The sequence below is a fragment of the Halpernia humi genome, assembly GCF_900108025.1.
Classification (GTDB): Bacteria; Bacteroidota; Bacteroidia; order Flavobacteriales; family Weeksellaceae; genus Halpernia; species Halpernia humi.
In genome coordinates this window covers 225,017-246,626 of sequence record NZ_FNUS01000007.1, presented here as the reverse complement: position 1 = coordinate 246,626, position 21,610 = coordinate 225,017, and the positions used below count along the sequence as shown (strand labels likewise).

Genomic DNA, 21,610 nt, shown 5'->3' with positions numbered 1-21,610 from the left:
TAATGTTAAATTTAAGAATAAACAGAGTTTATTTTAATTTAGAAAATTAAGAAAAGGCTATAAAAAATTTATTGAATGAAATTTAAACAGGCTCTTAGTATTTTTTGGTATTGCTGGAATAATGAGTGCAAACCAATTAGAAATAAAAAAACAAAATATTGATGTTAAAAGTTGTATATCAATAAACCTAAAAAATAGTAGGCAAGTAAAAGGATTATTGACGAATTCTGAAACTTTTTTTGTAGATATATCTACAGGTGAATGTTACCAAAGAACTTGTAGGACAGTTTCAACAAGTAATGGTGACGGATCTACTACAGAATATAAAATAGTAGTGATTGGGTGAAGGTACAGTGTCCTGACGTAACAATTTCTGAAAGTACAGGACCTTAAAATTATTCAAGTGCGAATTAATTTCGCACTTGTTTTTTAATTAAATAAACTAATATTTATCAAAATGCTAAAAGTTAACTACTTTAAGTTAGTATTTATTTTTATATTTTACTTGGGAATTATTGTAAAATCTCAAAAAATAGAAGGCGAGATTATTTACACACAAATAACTCAGTTGCCAAAAATGAAAGAGGCAATAGGACATTTGTTTTTCAATGGTAAATATTCTTTATATACTTTAGAAAATGAGAAGGAAAATACAAATATTCAAAATTCAAATGGTAGCATAATATATCCATCAAATACTATAGATAGTTTAGCAAATAAAACGAGATTTATTTTTTATAATAAAAAACAAAATGTATTTTATAATAACGCTATCAATTCTGATTTTGAGACAATTTTAAAAGCACGAAAAAATATTGTTTGGAAAATTTTTCCAGAATATAAAGAAATTATTAATTATCGATGCCAAAAAGCAGAAACAATATTTTATGGTAAAAAGTATACTGCTTGGTTTGCAAAAGATATTCCTATGAATTATGGACCACTCAAAATTAATGGATTATCTGGTTTGATTTTAGAAGTATATACCGAAGATGGTAAACTAAAAGTAAATGCTGAAAAAATAATTTTCAAAAAAGTCGACAATAAAATAGACGAATTTCAAAATAAATATGATTTCGCCAAAGCAATACCTAATGAAAATTACAAAGATGTTTTAAAAAACCAACAAACAGAATTTGAAAATAAAATAAATGCAACTTTAAAAGAAGGAGATAAGCCATTAAAATTTGGGAAAATTGACTGCAAAGAATGCAATGAGAAAACGGACTAAATATTATAAAAAAATCTAAATGAAAAAAAATCTTATAATAATTATCGTGTTTTTGTGTTTTGGAAAGGGAATAACACAAACAAAAAGATTCTTTTATAATTTAACTTTTAAAATAGATTCTATCAACATAAAAAAAGATGTAGTGGTATTGGAAATCAATAAGGACCATAATTCTTTTTTTAGCAACGATTATTTAGTTACAGATTCTTTAAATGATAGAGATGGTGCAAAATTTGAGTTTGCATACCCAAAGTTTCAAAAAATTGTAAAATGGAATAAAAATGATAATAGCCTAGATATATTTAATAGTCTTGGTGGGATAAATTATTATGAATATAAAACTCACAAAACTATCTCTTGGGTATTGTGTAATGATATTAAGAAAATTGGTATTTATACCGTTCAAAAAGCAACTGCTAAATATGGTGGAAGAGATTGGGTTGCATGGTTTACTAATGAAATACCATTTAGTTATGGGCCTTATGTTTTTAACGGATTACCAGGTTTAATTTTGGAAATTTATGATGCAAAAGAGAACTATCATTTCATTTTTATTCAGAATAAAAATTTTAATAAAGAAATAGATTTTTCAAAAATAATTGAAAAAAAATATCTTGGTGTAAACAAAATAAAAATTCAAGAAAAGGATTGGAAAGCTGTTCAACTAAATTATTATAATAATCCAATTCCAGAATATAAAACTGGATTAGAAGCAATGATGCTTAAAGATGATGGTACAAAATATACAGCCAAAGATTACAGAGAAGTAGAAAAGAACATTCAAAGGGTCATCAAAAAATATAATAACCCAATTGAGTTGGATGAAAAAATTGATTATCCATAAATTTAATTTTAATTATTATTTTAAAACTCAAACTTTTCCGTCAAAATCTTGTCTTCGTCCAACCTTTCAATTAGTTTTTCTAGACTTTCAAATTTTATTTCTTCGTGTAAAAATTCCCGGAATTTTATTTCAATAATTTCACCATAGATATCTTTGTCAAAATCTAAAATATAAACTTCAACAGTTTTGGTTTTTCCTTCTACCGTTGGGTTTGTACCAATACTTAACATGCCTTTGTAGAATTTATTTTCCACAAAAACTTCCACAATATAAGCGCCGTTTTTAGGTAATAATTTTATAGAATCTACTTCTAGATTTGCAGTAGGATAGCCAATTGTTCGCCCAATTTTTTTACCATGAACCACTTTCCCAAAAAGAGAATAGGAATAACCCAACATTTCATTTGCTTCTACAATTTTTCCTTTGGCAAGCGTATTTCTAATCTGTGTAGAACTAATGTTTTTATTGTGTAAATCCACTGCTGGTAGTTGTGCAACTGTAAAATCCAATTTAGGTGCTAATTTTTCCAAAAGCTGAAAATCACCTGATTTATTTTTCCCGAAAGTATGATCGTAGCCAATAATTAAGTGTTTTACATTTAATTGTTTAATTAAAATTTCTCGAACAAATTCTTCACCAGAAAGATTTCTAAATGCTTCGTCAAATTTTTGTAAAAATAAATTTTTAATGCCATTTTTTTCTAGAAGAATTTGCTTTTCAGCTAAAGTATTCAATAATTTTAAATCATCTTCAGGATTAAAAAATGTGCGAGGGTGCGGCCAAAAACTAAATAGTGCTGATTCTAAATTCTGCTCTTTCGCGACTTTATTTAGATGTGAAATGATAAATTGATGCCCTTTGTGAACACCATCAAACATTCCAATTGATAGTGCGAGGGGTGTATTTTCGTTATATGAAGACAGATTTTTACTTATTTTCAAGACAAAGTTTTTGGCTGTGCAAATATGATAAAAATCTTCTTTCAAACCAATTGCAGATTTCACGGGATTTCTTATATTTGCACCAAGAAAAAAATTAGCAATGGCAAACCAATTAAAAGGTAAAATTTCTCAAATTATCGGTCCAGTTATCGATGTTGTTTTTGCAGATGCAGCAGATCTTCCGAAGATTTATGACGCTTTAGAAATCACCAAAAAAAATGGTGAAAAAGTAATTCTAGAAGTAGAGCAACACATTGGCGAAGATTCTGTAAGATGTATCGCAATGGATGCTACAGATGGACTTCAAAGAGGTTATGAAGTAATCAGCCAAGGACAGCAAATTACAATGCCAGTTGGTGAAGGAATCAACGGGAGATTGTTTAATGTTGTAGGAGACGCTATTGATGGACTTCCGCAAGTTTCTAAAGAAGGCGGATTACCAATCCACAGAGATGCACCAAAATTTGATCAACTCTCTACTTCAGCAGAAATTCTTTATACAGGAATTAAAGTAATTGATTTGATTGAACCTTACTCAAAAGGTGGAAAAATCGGCTTATTCGGTGGAGCAGGTGTTGGTAAAACAGTTTTGATTCAAGAATTAATTAATAATATTGCGAAAGGACATGGTGGACTTTCGGTTTTCGCTGGAGTTGGCGAAAGAACTAGAGAAGGAAATGACCTTTTAAGAGAAATGTTAGAGTCTGGCATCATAAAATATGGTGATGAGTTCATGCATTCTATGGAAAATGGCGGTTGGGATTTATCTAAAATTGACTTAGAGGTAATGAAAGAATCAAAAGCGGCTTTCGTTTTCGGACAAATGAATGAGCCTCCTGGTGCAAGAGCAAGAGTAGCACTTTCTGGATTAACTTTAGCGGAATATTACCGTGATGGTGGAGAATCTGGGCAAGGTAGAGATATTTTATTTTTCGTAGATAATATTTTTAGATTTACACAAGCAGGTTCAGAGGTTTCTGCACTTTTAGGTCGTATGCCTTCTGCGGTAGGTTACCAACCAACTTTGGCCTCAGAAATGGGTGCAATGCAAGAAAGAATTACTTCCACTAAAAATGGTTCCATCACTTCAGTTCAGGCGGTTTACGTTCCTGCAGATGATTTAACGGATCCTGCACCAGCAACAACTTTTGCCCACTTAGATGCAACAACGGTTTTAGATCGTAAAATTGCTTCTTTAGGAATTTATCCGGCGGTTGATCCTTTGGCTTCAACTTCTAGAATTTTAGCACCAGAAATTATTGGTGAAGAACATTATAAATGTGCACAAGATGTAAAAGAAATTTTACAGCGTTATAAAGCGTTACAAGATATAATTGCAATTCTTGGTATGGAAGAACTTTCTGAAGAAGATAAATTGGTAGTTTACCGCGCAAGAAAAGTTCAGAGATTTTTATCTCAACCGTTCCACGTTGCGGAGCAATTTACAGGTTTGAAAGGCTCTTTGGTTGATATTAAAGATACCATAAAAGGATTTAATATGATTATGGATGGTGAATTAGACCACTTGCCAGAATCTGCTTTCAACTTGAAAGGAACAATAGAAGAGGCAATTGAAGCAGGTGAAAAATTACTAGCAGAAAACGCATAATAGAAACAAGATTTCAGAATCAAGAATCAAGATAATTATTTTCATCTTGATTCTTGGCTCTTTAATCTCATATCTTAAAAATAATGAACATAAAAATATTAACACCAGAGCACGTTATTTTTGAAGGAGAAGTAAATTCGGTTTTGCTTCCTGGTAAAAATGGTGATTTTCAGATAATGAAAGATCACGTTGCTATTGTTTCTTCTTTGGTAGGTGGGAATGTCAAACTTTACACTTCCAAAATTTCTAGTGAGTATGCGAAATACTTTAGAAAAGAACGAGAAAATGATAATGTTTTTTCTTTTGAAGTTAAAAGCGGTGTGATCGAATTTAACAATAATAATGGGATTATTTTGGCTGAATAATTTCGGTTTCAATGAATATAAAACTCCACTAATTCTTTTAGTGGAATTTTTTTTTTGCCCTTTCAGCGTTTAAATCGCTGAAAGGGTTTTTACATTTACAGCAATGTTTTGCTTAATCGACCTTTTTTTACTGTTATTGCATTTACATTCTACTAAGTTTAGTTATTTACAGCGTGTTTTTAAGTGTATCTCTTTAAACTTTAAGTAGATAAATTGGCTTTATTTGTTTTAGCAAACGTTTTTATAAAAATAATTTCAAATAAGAGCCTGTTTAAATTTCATTCAATAAATTTTTTATAGTCTTTTCTTAATTTTCTAAATTAAAATAAACTCTGTTTATTCTTAAATTTAACATTAAGAATTTCAGTGAGTTAAGTTTATTCTGATTAAGCAATCAATAAATTGATTTTTATTAAGTTTTTTAAGCGAAAATAGCTTAATTCCTTAATGGTAAAAATAAATTATAAATTTAAACAGGCTCTAAGTTTTTGCAAATTTTTTGAGCAGGTATCGTAATGTTTTTTTAGAAATTTACATAAAAAAACCGTTTAATCTTATTAAACGGTTATGTACTTTATTTTAAATCCAATTCTAGGATTCTTTAAAAGTTAAATTATTTTCTTGTAAAAAGGCTTCTGCTTGCTTTTTATATTGGCCAGAAATGAGTTTTTCGTGAATAGCATCAAAAGCATCTAAAGTGATATTTATTTCGGCATCTGTATGCGATGCAGTTGGAATTAATCTTAGTAAAATCATCCCTTTTGGAATAACAGGATAAACCACAACTGAAGTGAATATCCCATAATTTTCTCTTAAATCTCTAACCAAAAGAGTAGCCTCAATAGTATCACCTTTCATCATCACTGGCGTTACACAAGTATTGGTTTCACCAATATCGTATCCTCTTTCTAATAAACCATTTTGAAGTTTGTTTACATTATTCCAAAGTTTTTGTTTTAAACTTGGATTGGATCTTAACAAATCTAATCTTTTTAAACCACCAATTACCATGGGCATTGTAAGTGATTTAGCAAAAATTTGTGAACGCATATTATATTTTAGAAAGCGAATAATTTCTTTATCGCCTGCTATAAAAGCACCGAAACCAGCCATAGATTTTGCGAAAGTAGAAAAATAAACGTCAATTTTATCTTGGCAATTTTGTTCTTCCCCAACACCAGCACCCGTTGCACCCAAAGTTCCGAAACCATGCGCGTCATCAACCAAAATTCGGAAATTATATTTAGATTTTAAATCTGTAATTTCTTTTATTTTTCCTTGCATTCCGCGCATTCCGAAAACGCCTTCGGTGATTACAAGAATACCTCCACCAGTTTCTTTCGCCACTTTTTCTGCGCGAATTAAGTTTTTTTCTAAACTTTCTACGTCGTTATGACGAAAGGTAAAACTTTTTCCCATGTGCAAGCGTACACCATCTACAATACAGGCGTGGGCATCAGAATCATAAACTATTACATCGTGCCTCGTAACTAAAGAGTCTATCGTAGAAACCATGCCTTGATAGCCGAAATTTAACAAATAAGCGGCTTCTTCTTTTACAAATGCCGCTAATTCTTGTTCTAATTGTTGATGCTGATCGGTTTCGCCAGACATTGCTCTTGCGCCCATTGGGTAAAACATACCATATTCTGCTGCTGCTTTTGCGTCTGCTTCCAAAACTTCTGGGTGGTTGCAAAGACCTAAATAATCGTTTGCACTCCAAAATATGACTTCTCTACCTTGAAAAATCATCCTTGGACCAATAGGACCTTCTAATTTTGGGAAAACAAAGTAGCCTTCAGCATAATCTGCAAATTGCCCCAACGGACCTGGATTGTTCCTAATACGTTCAAATATATCCATTAAATTTTATATATAAATTTTTCCTCTGCAAAGTTAGTGAAATATACGACATAAGAAAAGCCTTTAATTTTCACTAAAGGCTGATTTATATTATCTAATATATTTTTTTACTTAATAAATTCAGTTTTGAAAACCTCTTCGTAATTGTGAACACAATTATTACTGAAGCCCTGTTGCGCCATCCAATCATCGCTATAAACTTTAGAAATGTAGCGAGAACCGTGGTCTGGGAATATTAAAACGATTACATCTTTATCGGTTAATGAATGGTTTTGTGCATATTGAAGCAAAGCCTGAACAACTGCTCCTGTTGTATAACCACCCATTATCGCTTCTTTTAAAGCGATTTCTCTCGTTCGGTAAGCGCTAGTTTCATCATTAACACGCACAAATTCATCTATTCTATCGAAAAGCAAAGCACCCGGAATTAAATTTTTCCCTAAACCTTCAATTTGGTAAGAATGGATTTCAGATTTATCTAATTTTCCAGTTTCGTGAAAAGTTTTTAAAACAGAACCATCGGCATCTACTCCAATTATTTTAATATCTGGATTTTTTTCTTTCAAAAATTTTGAAGAACCAGAAAGGGTTCCGCCCGTTCCCGTACAAGCAAATAGATGAGTTATTTTACCATCGGTTTGTTCCCAAATTTCTGGGCCTGTTGTTTGGTAGTGTGCATCAATATTTAACTCATTAAAGTATTGATTGATGTAAATTGAATTCGGTATTTCAGTCGCTAATCTTTTTGCAACTTCATAATACGATCGAGGATCATCTGCTGCAACATTTGCCGGACAAACATAAACTGTTGCTCCCAAAGCTTTTAAATAAGCAATTTTTTCTGGTTTTGTTTTATCACTAACAGATAAAACACATTTGTATCCTTTGATGATACTTACCATTGCAATAGAAAAACCAGTGTTACCCGACGTAGTTTCAATAATCGTAGAACCAGATTTTAATAATCCTTTTTTTTCTGCGGCTTCTATTATGTGAAGCGCAATTCGGTCTTTAGTAGAATGGCCTGGATTAGAAGATTCCAACTTTGCAAAAACATTTGCTGGAATGTTTGAAGTAACTCGGTTCAGTCTAACCATTGGCGTGTTGCCTATTAAGCCAAGAATATTTTCGTGTACATTAGTCATTTTCTATCATTTTGTCTCTAAAAAACTGGATGCAAAAATAATAAAAAAATAATCAAAAAAAGAAAGTTGGAGATATATTATGATATATCGCATACTAATTTAATAATTTATGATTTTAATTTCAAAGTTTTTTTTCTTAAAAATTAAACATTCAATGTTTTAAAATTTGTTAAAATAAACATTGTATAAACTAAAATCGTTAATTTCGCAGCACTAGAAAATTATTATGAAAAATTGGTCTTTTAAAAGATGGAATAACATTTTAGGATGGTTTGTATTTGCAATCGCGTTTCTTACTTATTTATCTACAATAGAACCCAACTTTAGTTTTTGGGATTGTGGTGAATATATTTCTTCCGCGGTGAAACTGCAAGTAACTCATGCGCCCGGAGCAGCACTTTTTCAATTGGTAGGCGCTGTTTTTGCCATGTTTGCATTTGGGAATGGCGACCATTATTCTATTGTTATAAATGCGATGTCTGCCATGTTTAGCGGCTTCACGATTTTATTTTTATTTTGGACTATCACGCATTTGGTGCGCAGAATGTTTCATAAAGAGTTTACTGAAGTTACTAGAGGCGAGCAAATTACTATTTTATTTGCGGGTTTAGTTGGCGCGCTTTGTTTTGCATTTTCAGATAGTTTTTGGTTTTCGGCAGTTGAAGGTGAAGTTTATTCGTTTGCGTCACTTTTTATTGCATTAATTTTATGGCTTATCACCAAATGGGAAAACGAGTTTCATGATGCTGATAATGAACGGTGGATTATTTTAATATTTTTTCTAGTTGGTCTTTCGGTGGGAGTGCACATGATGTGTATGCTTGTTATTCCTGCAGTTTGTTTAATCTATTACGCCAGAAATTATACCTTTACTTGGAAAAGTTTTATCATTGCTAATTTTGTAACATTAATTATTTTAGCCTTAGTTTTTAAAGGTGTTTTTCCATTTATAATGACGATGTTCGGAAAATTAGAAATTTTCTTCGTAAATGGTTTAGGTTTGCCTTTTCATTCGGGAACTGTTTTCGGCTTTATTCTTTTGGTCGCCATTTCTTATTTTATAATTAAAATTTCTCGAAATTCTAAAAGACGAGTTTATCAAACTATTGCACTTTCAGTGGTTTATATGGTTATTGGTTTTTCTTGCTGGATGGTAATTCCAATTCGCGCCACAGCAAATCCACCGATGAATCTAAATAACCCAGATAACGCTCTTGGAATGTTAGATTATTATAACCGTGCACAATATGGCGATTGGCCAACTATTTATGGCCAAAATTATACCGCATATTTAGATGCAAACGGAATTCAAAAAAATGAAGATGGTAGTTTTAAAACCAAGAAAACTGGCGATGTATATGAAAAAGATGAAAGCACAGGCACTTACAGAAAAACAGGTGAGCGGTCGGATTATGTATTCGAAAAAAGCCAAGTGAGTTTCATGCCAAGAATGTTTGATCAGGATAAAGACGTGATGGCAAACTATATGTCTATGTACGGTGCTCCAGATTTTACTTTTAATTATGATAATCCAGACATTGCAGATAGCCCAGAAGCGCAGCAGGCTTTCAAAGAATTGCGAAAAAAATACGAAGATGGAACTATTAAAGTTTCGGATTATTTAGGGGCAAAACAATATAATTTAATTAATGTTCAGCGGCCTTCATTAGGCCAAAATCTAGATTATTTTTTCACGTTCCAAAATGGATATTATTTCATAAGATATTTACTTTGGAATTTCGTTGGTCGCCAAAATGATTTGGAAGGAAATATGGAAAACACCAGAGGAAATTGGATTTCTGGTATTCCCTTTATAGATAATGCCATGTGGGGAAATCAGAAAGATATGCCTGCAAAATTTCATAACGAAAGTACAGTTGCATTTTTCTTTTTACCTTTTTTATTAGGTTTAATTGGATTCTTTTTTCAACTCAATAAAGATTTTGGCAGATTTTATGCGCTTCTTTCATTATTTATAATAACCAGTGTCGGCATTGTTTTTTATACCGGAATGAAACCTTTTGAACCGCGAGAAAGAGACTATGCAATGGTCGGCTCATTTTATGCCTTCGCTATTTGGATTGGTTTAGGAGCGGCCGCAATTATCTGGTTTTTAAATAATAAATTAAAAAATAATACAGTTAATGTTGTTGCAGGGATTGTTTTAATAGGCGTTCCATTTATGATGGGGTTTCAAAATTATAATGCGCACGATAGAAGCCACCGTTATACAGCCTATGATTATGCTTATTCCGTTCTAAAATCTTTGCCAAAAGATGACATTTTATTTGTATATGGTGATAATGATACTTATCCTGTATGGGCCATTCAAGAGACTTCGGAGTTTCGAACAGATGTGAAAGTTGTGAATTTCACCTTGCTTTCTACACCTTGGGATATTGATCAAGTTAAAAGACGAACTTATAAGGCGATGCCAGTTCCGTCGCAATTAAGCCATGCCGATTATAGAGATGGCACCAATGATCAGGTTTTTGTGATGACAAAGAGAGATTGGAAAAATATTTTTGCTAACCTCAAAGATGCAGGCGCACCAGATACCGCAATGTCAGAATATCGGAAATATTTAACCCAAGATTCTATGACCTTTAAAGAAGCCATGAATTTTTTAAACACAAAATCTGAAGATAAGAATGAAATATTGAAAATGGTTTTTGGTGATGAAAAATTTGAAAAATTCAATCTACTCCCAGTTAGCAAATTTATTTTGCCAGTAAATAAAACAAATGCCATAAAATCTGGTATTTTAGCCGCAAAAGATGCCGATAAAGCCGTAGATAATATTATGATTACCTATAAAAGCCAAGGCATGTTTAAAAATAACCTGATGATGATGGATATTTTAGCAAACTTTGATTGGAAACGTCCGATTAATTTTTCATCTGGTGGTATTTATGATAGTGAAAATATTTTTTATTTAGATAATTTCCTTCAGTTTGACGGTTTCAGTTATCGCTTAACGCCTATAGAAACAAAGCAATCCGAATCTGGAGATATGGGTAGAGTAGATGCCAATAGTTTGTACAATATTGTAAAAAATTACCGTTGGGGAAATTTTAAAGATTTAAACGCACATTTTGATGAAACTTGTACTCAAAACATTATCAGTTACAGAGGTTCAGCAAGTCGTGCCGCAGAAGCTTTAGCATTAATTGGCGAAAAGAAAAAAGCATTGGAAGTTTTAGATCTTGCAGCCAAAGAAATTCCCGTGCAGAAATATAATGATCCGCGGTCTTTAAGTGCAATGGTTTATGGCTATATCGTTGCCGGTGAAGAGCAAAAGGGATTAAAATTAGCCGATGAATTGAAAAAAGGAATTTTTACAGAATATGATTATTACGCTTCCTTAAGCGACCAAGATCAGAAATATTTAGGACGCCAAATGCGAAGCAAACCAATGGAGTATTCCCTAGTTGTTGGCGCAGTTGCAGACGCTTACAAAAAAATTGGGCAAGACACGAAAGCTTACGATTATTTGGTAAGTTCTATCCGTCCGATTGATAAAAGATTCAATACTTTTATAGGAGATTTAAAACAGATGGGCAAAGAAAAAGCCATGGATAAATCATCAGACGTGCAAAAAATCACACCATTTTATCAGTATTTATTTGAAATCATGAAACCTTATGATTCCACTTATACCAATGAAAAACTGAATCAGATTACTAATGATATGATAAAAGCCACGCAGTAGAAGTTGTCAGTCTGAATATTGTCGAAGACTTTTCATTAAAAATTAAATCGGGTAAAATTATTTTTGCCCGGTTTTTTTAATTTCTTCAATCTAATTCGTGTCATTCGTATAAAAAAACTTTAGTACTTTCAAAAAGTTAATGTCAAAAACTATCTTTCCTAATTTTAATACCAATAGTTATAGAACTATTTTATACTTATTTTTGATATAAAAAGTTAAAATTAGTTTAATAAAATACAAGAAACAATTTTTATGTAAATTTGATAAAAAATAAAATGGAAAAATTCATTACAAATATTAATCAGTTAGACATGCATAAAACTTATTCTTATGCAGATTATGTTTTATGGAAATTTCAAGAAAGAGTGGAGTTGCTTAAAGGGAAAATTTTTAAAATGAGTCCAGCTCCAAATATTTCGCACCAAAATATTTCTTTACGTTTGACAAATATTATTTTTAGTTCACTACAAAATAGAAAATGTAATCTTTTTGTTGCGCCTTTTGATGTGGCATTGATCAATAAAAAAAAATCTACATCAGAAAATGAAATTTTTACTGTTGTGCAGCCAGATTTGTGCATTATTTGCGATGCAGAAAAATTGGCAGATGGTAAAAAGTGCGTTGGTGCGCCAGATTTAATTATAGAAATTCTCTCACCCGGAAATTCTGAAAAAGAAATGGATATTAAATTTGATCTCTATGAAGAAGCCGGAGTTTTAGAATATTGGATTGTTTCACCTTCTGAAAAAACGGTTTTAGTTTATGCTTTGAAAGAAGGAAAATACATCGGTTTAAAACCATTTTCTGAATCTCAAACTTTAACAAGTACTGTTTTCCCTGAAATAAAAATTAATTTAAAAGAAGTTTTCATTAAAAATTAAATCGGGTAAAAATTATTTTAGCCCGATTTTTTTTATTTAAAATTTTAATGATTCCATTTTTTAGTAAAGACATATTTCCCTATTTTTGACCAATGGAAAATTTCATCGTTTCTGCAAGAAAATACCGGCCGCAAGAGTTTGATACTGTTGTCGGACAATCTCACATTACAGATACTTTAGAACACGCCATAGAAAATAATCAACTCGCACAAGCATTGCTTTTTTGCGGTCCACGTGGCGTTGGTAAAACCACTTGTGCAAGGATTTTAGCCCGAAAAATTAACGAAAAAGACGGCTCAACTTCAGAAGATAATTTCGCGTACAATATTTTTGAACTCGATGCCGCTTCCAATAATTCTGTAGATGATATTCGGAATTTAACCGATCAAGTTCGCTTTGCACCACAAGTCGGGAAATATAAAATTTATATTATAGATGAGGTCCACATGTTATCTTCTGCGGCTTTTAATGCCTTTTTGAAGACCTTAGAAGAACCGCCAGAACATGCGATTTTTATTTTAGCGACCACTGAAAAGCATAAAATTATTCCTACAATTTTATCGCGTTGCCAGATTTATGATTTTAAAAGAATTCAGATTGAAGACATCGAAAGTCATCTAAAAAGTATTGCTGATAAAGAAGGTGTGAAATATGAAGAAGATGCGCTTTTTTTAATCGCTCAAAAAGCCGATGGTGCTTTGCGCGACGCACTTTCCATTTTTGATAGAATGGTGACTTTTTCGCAAAACAATATTACTTTAGAAAAAACAGCGGAAGTTCTGAATATTCTAGATTACGACCAATATTTGAAAATTGCAGATTTGGCTCAAGAAAATAATATTCCAGAAATTCTTTCTGCGTTCAATGATATTGTAAAAAAAGGTTTTGATCCGCATATTTTTATCGCTGGTTTAGGCAGTCATTTCAGAGATTTAATGATGGCAAAAAACCCAACTACTTTGGCATTAATTGAAGTTGGTGAAAAAAGCAAACAAAAATACAGCGAACAAAGTAAAAATTGGTCGGCCCAAGATTTAGTTGATGCGGTTGAAATTTGCAACCACGCAGATATTAATTACAAAAATTCTAAAAACCCACGTTTGACGGTAGAAATTGCTTTGATGCAATTGTCTAGTTTAAACCAAAATTTAGATTCTAAAAAAAAAAATTCATAATTCTAGCGCCTTTTCTTAAAGAAAAACTTGTTTTAAAGAAAAATTCTGAAGTTTCTATTAAAGATCTACAAAAAGAAATTCCGAAAGTTGAAGACGAAAAAACAGCAATTGATTTAGAATTAGAGCAAAAAGTGGTGATTCAAAAAGCAGAAAAACCATTAGTTCAGAAAAAAGAAAAATCTAAATTCAACATTGAAGATGCGCTAAAAGTAGAGGTAAAAAAGGAAACAAAAAGCATTACCTTGCCTCATAAAGATGAACCGCAAAACCATTTCACAGATACCGATTTGCAAACAGAATGGAACCTGTTTTTAGAAGATTTAAAAACAAGTAATTCTCTGGTTTATAATGCTATAAATAGTTTTAAACTCAATAAAATAGATGAGCACGGCATAGAAGTTTGTTGCCCATCAGAAATGGCAAAATCAGAATTTAATACTGTGAGCGCACAGTTTTTTAATCATTTTAAACATAAGGTAAATAATTTTCATATTGCGGTTTCTTATAAGATGGATACCAAACTTAAAAAAGAAATACTCACAAAACGCAAAATTTTTGATAAATTTGCCGAGATTAATCCAGTTTTAAATGATTTAAACGATCTGATGAAATTTGATTTTACTTAATTAATGATAAAAATTTGACAAAGAAAAAACGTAGATGGAATTAAAAGAATTGAAAAATGAATGGGTAAATGAATTCCCAAAACCGCTTATTATTGCGGGTCCTTGTAGTGCAGAAAGTGAATCTCAAATGCTTCAAACGGCTAAAGAAATAAAAGAATCGAACGCAGATATTCCCGTTTTTCGTGCTGGAATTTGGAAACCGAGAACCAAACCCAACGGTTTTGAAGGTGTTGGAGTAATTGGCCTAAATTGGTTAAAAAAAGTAAAAGAAGAATACGGTTTTAAAACCGCAACAGAAGTAGCAAATGCAAACCACGTTTTTGCAGCACTAGAAGCCGATGTAGATATTCTTTGGATTGGTGCACGTTCAACTGTAAATCCTTTCACCGTGCAAGAAATTGCAGTGGCACTTCGTGGAACTAAAAAACCAGTTTTTGTAAAAAATCCTGTAAATCCAGATTTGGCTTTGTGGATTGGCGCAATGGAAAGACTTCTTGGGCAAGGTGTGGAAAATTTAGGTGCCATTCACCGGGGTTTTTCAACTTATCAAAAAACAAAATATAGAAATATTCCGAATTGGCAAATCGCTTTAGATTTCCGCCATCAGTTTCCAAATATCCCAATGATTGTAGATCCATCGCATATTTGTGGCAATAGAACTGGCTTGGCTGCCATTACACAAGAAGCGATGAATGTGGGTTACCAAGGTGCGATGATTGAAAGTCATTTTTCGCCAGACGACGCTTGGAGCGATGCTTCACAGCAAATTACGCCTGCAGTATTAGCAGAATTAATTTCAAATCTAAAAATTAGAAATTCTGATATTTCTAAATGGGATGATGAAATGACGCGTCACAGAACTTTAATCAGCGATATTGATTTCCAGTTAATAGATATTTTATCGCAAAGAATGAAAGTTTCAGAGAAAATCGGAACTATAAAAAAAGAAAATAATATTGCTATTTTTCAGCCAGATCGTTGGAAAATTATCACCGAATATGCTTCGCAAAAAGCGGAAGAAACTGGGATGAGTAGCGATTTTATCGAAAAAGTTTTTAAAGCCATTCACGAAGAATCGATTGAAGTGCAAAATAGCATTATGATTAATAAATAAGAATTGGGTTGATAGTTGTCAGTTGATAGTTGATGGCTTTTTTAGAAGTTAAACCAATTTATTTTTCTTTTGTTAAATAAATTAATCACTGATAACTGACAACTAACACCTGATAACCATAATATGAAAGGCCTCATTATAAAATCTACCGGAAGTTGGTACCAAGTAAAGGAAGAAAAGACCGGAAATATTTTTGAGGCAAGAATCCGTGGGAAATTCAAATTGTTAAAAAGTAGATTAACAAATCCTTTGGCTGTGGGCGATCATGTAGAATTTCAACTAGAAATTGATGATGTTGCGTGGATTACGAAGATTGATCCGAGAAGAAATTATTTGATTAGAAAATCTGTAAATCTCTCTAAAGAATCACATATTATTGCGTCAAATGTAGATGTTGCGTGTTTTATTTTCACGTTAAAACAACCCGAAACTTCATTTGGTTTTCTAGATCGTTTTCTCGCGTGTTGCGAAGCCTACAATATTTTACCACTAATTTTATTCAGCAAAATCGACCTTTTGTCTGAAGAAGAAATAGAGTTTGTAGAACAAATTCAAAAAATGTATCAAAATATTGGGTATCAAAGTATGCTTATTTCTTCCGTTTCAAGATTAAATTTGGACAAATTATTGGGTAAAATCAAAGATAAAACTTCAGTTTTTTTCGGACACTCGGGAAGTGGGAAATCAACTTTGGTAAATGCTTTGCAACCTGGTTTGGATTTGAAAACGGGCATTATATCAGAAATTCATCAAAAAGGAAAACACACTACAACTTTTGCACAAATGCATTTTTGGAAATTTGGTGGAAGCGTGATTGATACACCTGGCGTGCGTGAGTTTGCAATGATAGACGTAGAAAAGGAAGATATTCAGCATTATTTTCCAGAAATTTTTAAACTCGGAAGAGCATGTAAATTTCACAATTGTTTGCACATCAACGAGCCAAAATGCGCTGTTTTGAAAGGTTTAGAGGATGATAAAATAGAAGAGTCGCGCTACATTACTTATCTAAAATTAATGGAAGAAGCCCAAGAAATACATAAAAAGTAAATTATTTAGAAATAAAAAATATAACAAAGATGGAATTTAATAAAAATCAAATTGAAAAAGCGAATATTAATAGCAATTTTAATTTTCCAAAACTTGTAAAAGAATTAAAAGAAATTGGTGTTACTAATTTTAAAACGTTTGTATCAAATGGTCTTACAGAATATTTTGATCAAAACAATGAACAAATTTCCTTCGATGGAATTAATAATTTTTCAATTTCAGATCAATTAAATGTAGCGAAATTTGAAGAACGTTTAAAACTGCATCAGCAAGGCGGAACAGATTTTTTAACTTTTTGCAAAGATTGCGCAGAAAATGGAGTAGATAATTGGGTGGTAGATTTACAAAAAATGACCTGCACTTATTTTGATAAAAAAGGAAATTCTGTTTTGGTAGAAAAAATTCCTTCAATTTAGATTGAAAAAAATTGAAATTTATTTAAAACTTGTTTTAGTTAAAAAAAATTATAAAAACCCACAAAAGTTTAAATAGAAGTATTTTCCAAAACCACGGCATAACCTTGTCCAACACCAACGCACATGGTTACTAACGCATATTTTTTTTCAGAATTTTTTAATTCTAATGCCGCGGAATGCGTGATGCGTGTGCCGCTCATTCCGAGTGGATGACCGAGTGCAATTGCGCCACCATTAATGTTCACACGAGAATCGTCATTTTTTAAATTTAATTCTTTTAAAACGGCAATACTTTGCGCGGCAAATGCTTCGTTTAGTTCAATTACATCAATTTCGTCTAATGTTAAATTCGCTCTTTTTAAGGCCAATTTTGTGGCTTCAACCGGGCCAATTCCCATTATTCTTGGCTCTACGCCAACAACGGCAGAAGAAATAATTTTAGCCAATGGTTTCAAATTGTATTTTTTCACAGCATCTTCGGAAGCAATTAAAACTGCGGCCGCGCCATCATTTAAACCCGAAGAATTTCCCGCCGTTACGCTTCCGTTTTCTTTTTTAAAAGCAGGGCGAAGTTTTGCTAATACTTCAAGCGAGGACTTAGGTTTTATAAATTCATCTTCATTAAAAATTAAATCTTCTTTTTTTCTTTGTGGTATTTTTATATCCGAAATTTCTTGCGCCAATCTCCCAGATTTTTGCGCTTTTGTGGCTTTTAATTGAGAATTTAAGGCAAATTCATCTTGTTCTTCTCGTGAGATTTTATAAAGTTCGGCTAGATTTTCGGCGGTATTTCCCATCGCTTCTACACCAAATAAATCTGCCATTTTCGGATTTGTAAAACGCCATCCGAAACTAGAATCATACATTTTAGAATCGGTTCCAAAAGCGCTAGAACTTTTAGAAATGACGTACGGCGCTCTGCTCATACCTTCCACGCCACCTGCAATAAATATTTCGCCTTCATTAGATTTTATCGCTCTTGCGGCTTGAGCGATGGCGCTCATTCCCGAAGCGCACAATCTGTTAACGGTTTCACCCGGAACCGAAAACGGCAATCCTGCCAAAAGCAAAGCCATTCTTGCTACGTTTCTGTTGTCTTCTCCCGCTTGGTTTGCGCATCCGATTATCACATCATCTATTTTATCTAAAGGAATTTCTGGATTTTTTTCCATTAAATTCTTTAATATTTGTGCCAACAAATCATCCGTGCGTAAATCTGCAAGTGTTCCTTTAAAATTCCCAATTGCAGAGCGTGTTCCGTCTATAATATATGCGTTTTTCATTGTATAATTTTAATGATTTAAAGTCATTGTTTTTAAAATTAAATTACAGTTTACAGTAAAATATTTTAGTGGTAAAAGTGAAAAAATAAATTTTTGAATTCTAAAATCATAATTAATTTTTAATTAAGAATTAAAGTGTTCCCACCATTTTTCGTAGATTTTCTCATCATTTTCCCAATTTACTTTTTCACCAATTTTTGGTGTTATTAATCTTTGGTGTTCTTTGTCATTCAAATGCGTTAATTTCTTTAATGGTTCGTCCCAAGGATGAAACGCGAGAGCAAATTTAGAGTTGTGTACGGCAATTACTCTTTTAGAATTCAAGTTTTTTGTAGCCACAAAAAATTCTTCTGGAAGCATGTGGATATAGCGCCAATCTTTGTTGTATTGGCCGTTTTCTAAAATTGCTACATCAAAACCGCCATGTTTTTTACCAATACTTTCAAAATGATTATCAAAACCAGAATCGCCTCCAATGTAGATTTTTCTTTTAGGCGATTCAAAGACGAAACTTGCCCAAATTGCTTTGTTTCGAGTAAAAGTTCGCCCAGAAAAATGCCGCGCAGTTTCACAATAAATTTTAAAGCCATTTCCCAAATCAAAATCTTCAAACCAATCCAATTCTATAATTTTATTTGGGTCATAATGCCAGTATTCAAGGTGTTCCGCGGTTCCAAGACCTGTGATTACTTTTTGTACTTTTGGTTTTAAATTTTTAACGGTTTTATAATCCAAATGGTCCCAATGATCGTGAGTGATTATAAGGTAATCTAATTCTGGGATGTCTTCGGTAGAATATAAATCTGTTCCCGAAAATGCTTTCGTAGTAAAAGAAACGGGCGAAGCATTGCCACTAAAAACAGGATCTACAAGAATTTTTTTGCCATCAATTTGCAGATAATATGACGAATGCCCCATCCAAACATATAGATTTTCATTAGGATCTAGATTTTTTAAATCTGTTTTTGCAAAATTGAATGCCGCGCTTGGCTGTACTTGAACTTTTTTACCAAAAAGAAATTTCCACAGCAATTTTGGCATCGAAGTGTCTTCTGCAAGTTGTGGTGTAAAATTAATATTATTGAAACTTCCATTTTTGTAATGAGGAGATTTTTTTATTCTTTCTAAACGTTTTCCGGAGGGTTTTTTGCCAAATTTTGCTTGCTTCATAAACAAGAAAATACCCAAAATTAAAATGAGAATTAAGAGAAAAAATATAATCATTATTAGTTTAAAGTTTAAGATGTGGATGAATGTCCTAGTTTTTAAATATAATCAATTTGACATTATTTTGATTTCAAAACTTTTGTAAATTTAAGTAAAAATCGACATTTTGAAAGATTTGGCTTTCATTTAATTTTAAAATCGTTTCTACAAAACAGAAGAATTTAGTTGCAACTTGCGGCGTGCTAATAAACGGCAAATTTTTGTAAATTTGGGCAAATTATTAAATTAAAAAATGAAAAAATATATTTTTGTAGGATTGCTTTCGCTATTTTTATTAACAGCATGTAATAAAGATAAAGAGATTTTAAATTCATTAAATTCTTACAGCACATCTATGGAAAGCAAAGGCTACCATTTTGGCGATGCGTTAGATTTGCCCAAAGATGTAACGGACAATGCAGAAAGTATTTCCATCAGTTTTGGTGATAAAGATTTAGATAAAATGGTGGTAGATCCCAATTATTTCACTTTGGGCGAAAATGATATTACCTATAATATAACCAAAAAAAACGGTGAAATTCTTCAGCAAGATGCTACCATTAATGTTTTTGCGAAAAACCCAGAGAAAAAATTAAGCCACGAAATTGTAAAGGAATATCCACACGATACCAAAAACTTTACAGAAGGTTTTTTTCTAGATGGAAACACGGTTTATGAAAGTATTGGTTTAGAAGGAAAATCAAAATTAATGAAATACACTTTGGGTAGCACAACACCGATTTTGGAAGTGAAACAGCCAGATGATATTTTCTCGGAAGGTATTTCTATTGTAGGTGATAAATTGTACCAACTAACTTATACCACAAAATTTGGTTACATTTATGACAAAAATACTTTTAAAGTTTTAGGAAAATTTGATTATCCTCCTATGATTAGCCAAGGTTGGGGAATGACGACCGATGGTAAAAGTTTAATTGTTTCTGATGGCACCAAAAATATTTACTTTTTAGACCCAAATGATCCATCAAAATTGGAGCGTTACATTTCTGTCGCGGGCCATACAGAAGGGTTTGATAATATAAATGAATTGGAATATCACAATGGATTTATCTACGCAAACATTTGGCAAAAACCTACTGTTTTAAAAATAAATCCTGCAAATGGGGAAGTCGTGGGAGTTTTTGATTTTTCGGATATTTTCAATAAAAATAAAGTTGATGAAAATTCTGTTTTAAATGGAATTGCTTTCAAGGGCGATAACATGCTAGTCACAGGTAAAAATTGGAGTAAAATTTATGAGGTTAAAATTAGTGAATAATTTTATTCGGTAAATTATTGCCAAGTCACATTTAAAATAAAGAAAACATTAAACCAATTTTTATTTTTTTTCTAATTTCCTTTTGTTGCATTTCAGCACAAAAAATAAATCCTTTAGATTCTATGAATTTAAAGGAAACTCAAGATTTTTTTGCTGATGATTATGGCAATATTTACCTTTATAAAAACAAAAATTTTAGTTTTACAAAATATGATTCTACTGGTTTGCAACTGGGAAAAATTATGTTTACGTTGCCTTTTAAGATACAATCTGTAGAAAACCCATTAAATATTTTTGCGTTTTCTGAAAATGCGCAAGAAATGAGATTGTATGATCAAAATTTAGTAGAAATTCAGAAAATAAATTTGCGGCAAAATTTCGGTTCTATGGTGATGGTTTTTGGTGCCGATTTGCAAAACATTTGGCTTTTGGAAGACAGCACAAAAAGGCTCATTAAATATCGCTTTCGAGATAGAAATGTGCAAAATTCTTACCTTATGAATTTTAGTTTTGAAGGCATTAAAGATTTAATAGTTTTTAAAAATAACATTTACATTTTAAAGGAAAAAGAATTTTCTGTGTACGATTTTCAAAGTCGTCTTATTTTTAAAACTGAAATTGACGGAGGAAGAAAACTACGCCGCGAAAACGGAGATTTTTTTATTATTGAAAATGATAAAATTTTTAAATGGAATTTAGCGCAAGGATTTAGTAAAATATTTGAAGCACCAAACGCAAAAATTGTGGATAAAAATTCAACTAAATATTTCGCATTGGTAGGAAACAAACTTTATCTTTACAACATCGAAAAAGAACAGAAATTTTAATTTCTTTTTCTATTATTATTCATTAATCATCAAGTATTATTAA

18 protein-coding genes are annotated in these 21,610 nt (G+C 31.8%); 13 read left to right on the top strand and 5 right to left on the bottom strand.

The window, feature by feature from the left end; translation table 11 throughout:
* Positions 1 to 457: 457 nt before the first annotated feature.
* Both C4S29_RS13635 and C4S29_RS13630 read left to right on the top strand, forming a co-directional pair.
* Positions 458 to 1,231: a GLPGLI family protein gene (locus tag C4S29_RS13635; protein WP_103914651.1), complete on the top strand. Its 774-nt coding sequence runs from the start codon at positions 458 to 460 to the stop codon at positions 1,229 to 1,231.
* Between the two features lie 19 nt (positions 1,232 to 1,250).
* Positions 1,251 to 2,075, top strand: coding sequence for a GLPGLI family protein (locus tag C4S29_RS13630; RefSeq protein WP_103914650.1), 825 nt, complete (start codon positions 1,251 to 1,253; stop codon positions 2,073 to 2,075).
* A 20-nt stretch (positions 2,076 to 2,095) separates the two neighbouring features.
* Here C4S29_RS13630 and C4S29_RS13625 read toward each other — a convergent pair whose 3' ends face one another.
* Positions 2,096 to 3,016 (bottom strand): bifunctional riboflavin kinase/FAD synthetase, encoded by a 921-nt coding sequence (locus tag C4S29_RS13625; RefSeq protein WP_103914667.1) that lies wholly within the window; start codon positions 3,014 to 3,016, stop codon positions 2,096 to 2,098.
* A gap of 100 nt (positions 3,017 to 3,116) precedes the next feature.
* Between C4S29_RS13625 and atpD the strand changes: the two genes are divergently transcribed.
* Positions 3,117 to 4,625, top strand: coding sequence for a F0F1 ATP synthase subunit beta (gene atpD / locus C4S29_RS13620; RefSeq protein WP_103914649.1), 1,509 nt, complete (start codon positions 3,117 to 3,119; stop codon positions 4,623 to 4,625).
* Between the two features lie 83 nt (positions 4,626 to 4,708).
* Positions 4,709 to 4,990: a FoF1 ATP synthase subunit delta/epsilon gene (locus C4S29_RS13615; protein ID WP_103914648.1), complete on the top strand. Its 282-nt coding sequence runs from the start codon at positions 4,709 to 4,711 to the stop codon at positions 4,988 to 4,990.
* A gap of 591 nt (positions 4,991 to 5,581) precedes the next feature.
* Here the strand turns inward: C4S29_RS13615 and C4S29_RS13610 are convergent.
* Both C4S29_RS13610 and C4S29_RS13605 read right to left on the bottom strand, forming a co-directional pair.
* On the bottom strand, positions 5,582 to 6,853 hold the full coding sequence (locus tag C4S29_RS13610) for an aminotransferase class I/II-fold pyridoxal phosphate-dependent enzyme (RefSeq protein ID WP_103914647.1): 1,272 nt from the start codon (positions 6,851 to 6,853) through the stop codon (positions 5,582 to 5,584).
* 107 nt (positions 6,854 to 6,960) lie between these two features.
* Positions 6,961 to 7,998, bottom strand: a complete 1,038-nt coding sequence (locus C4S29_RS13605) for a PLP-dependent cysteine synthase family protein (RefSeq protein ID WP_103914646.1) — start codon at positions 7,996 to 7,998, stop codon at positions 6,961 to 6,963.
* A gap of 226 nt (positions 7,999 to 8,224) precedes the next feature.
* Here C4S29_RS13605 and C4S29_RS13600 point away from each other — a divergent pair, with 226 nt between their 5' ends.
* From C4S29_RS13600 to C4S29_RS13570, 7 genes are all read left to right on the top strand, one after another.
* Complete coding sequence (locus C4S29_RS13600; RefSeq protein WP_103914645.1) at positions 8,225 to 11,710, top strand: glycosyltransferase family 117 protein; 3,486 nt, start codon at positions 8,225 to 8,227, stop codon at positions 11,708 to 11,710.
* 275 nt (positions 11,711 to 11,985) lie between these two features.
* Entirely contained in the window at positions 11,986 to 12,591 is a 606-nt protein-coding gene (locus tag C4S29_RS13595) for a Uma2 family endonuclease (RefSeq protein WP_103914644.1), read from the top strand.
* A 92-nt stretch (positions 12,592 to 12,683) separates the two neighbouring features.
* Entirely contained in the window at positions 12,684 to 13,766 is a 1,083-nt protein-coding gene (gene dnaX / locus C4S29_RS13590; protein ID WP_103914643.1) for a DNA polymerase III subunit gamma/tau, read from the top strand.
* Between the two features lie 131 nt (positions 13,767 to 13,897).
* Positions 13,898 to 14,392 (top strand): hypothetical protein, encoded by a 495-nt coding sequence (locus C4S29_RS13585; protein WP_233740559.1) that lies wholly within the window; start codon positions 13,898 to 13,900, stop codon positions 14,390 to 14,392.
* Positions 14,393 to 14,426: 34 nt separating this feature from the next.
* Positions 14,427 to 15,506: a chorismate mutase gene (locus C4S29_RS13580; RefSeq protein ID WP_103914642.1), complete on the top strand. Its 1,080-nt coding sequence runs from the start codon at positions 14,427 to 14,429 to the stop codon at positions 15,504 to 15,506.
* Positions 15,507 to 15,629: 123 nt separating this feature from the next.
* A complete protein-coding gene (gene rsgA, locus C4S29_RS13575; protein WP_103914641.1) occupies positions 15,630 to 16,556 on the top strand; it encodes a ribosome small subunit-dependent GTPase A in 927 nt (308 codons plus the stop codon).
* Between the two features lie 29 nt (positions 16,557 to 16,585).
* Positions 16,586 to 16,972 carry a DUF1398 domain-containing protein gene (locus C4S29_RS13570; protein WP_103914640.1) on the top strand — a complete coding sequence of 129 codons (387 nt, stop codon included), beginning with the start codon at positions 16,586 to 16,588 and terminating at the stop codon, positions 16,970 to 16,972.
* Positions 16,973 to 17,040: 68 nt separating this feature from the next.
* Here C4S29_RS13570 and C4S29_RS13565 read toward each other — a convergent pair whose 3' ends face one another.
* Both C4S29_RS13565 and C4S29_RS13560 read right to left on the bottom strand, forming a co-directional pair.
* On the bottom strand, positions 17,041 to 18,255 hold the full coding sequence (locus tag C4S29_RS13565; protein WP_103914639.1) for an acetyl-CoA C-acyltransferase: 1,215 nt from the start codon (positions 18,253 to 18,255) through the stop codon (positions 17,041 to 17,043).
* A gap of 123 nt (positions 18,256 to 18,378) precedes the next feature.
* Positions 18,379 to 19,479 carry an MBL fold metallo-hydrolase gene (locus tag C4S29_RS13560; protein WP_185116969.1) on the bottom strand — a complete coding sequence of 367 codons (1,101 nt, stop codon included), beginning with the start codon at positions 19,477 to 19,479 and terminating at the stop codon, positions 18,379 to 18,381.
* Between the two features lie 235 nt (positions 19,480 to 19,714).
* Between C4S29_RS13560 and C4S29_RS13555 the strand changes: the two genes are divergently transcribed.
* Both C4S29_RS13555 and C4S29_RS13550 read left to right on the top strand, forming a co-directional pair.
* On the top strand, positions 19,715 to 20,740 hold the full coding sequence (locus C4S29_RS13555) for a glutaminyl-peptide cyclotransferase (protein WP_103914637.1): 1,026 nt from the start codon (positions 19,715 to 19,717) through the stop codon (positions 20,738 to 20,740).
* Between the two features lie 122 nt (positions 20,741 to 20,862).
* A complete protein-coding gene (locus C4S29_RS13550; protein ID WP_233740557.1) occupies positions 20,863 to 21,567 on the top strand; it encodes a hypothetical protein in 705 nt (234 codons plus the stop codon).
* Positions 21,568 to 21,610 lie beyond the last annotated feature (43 nt).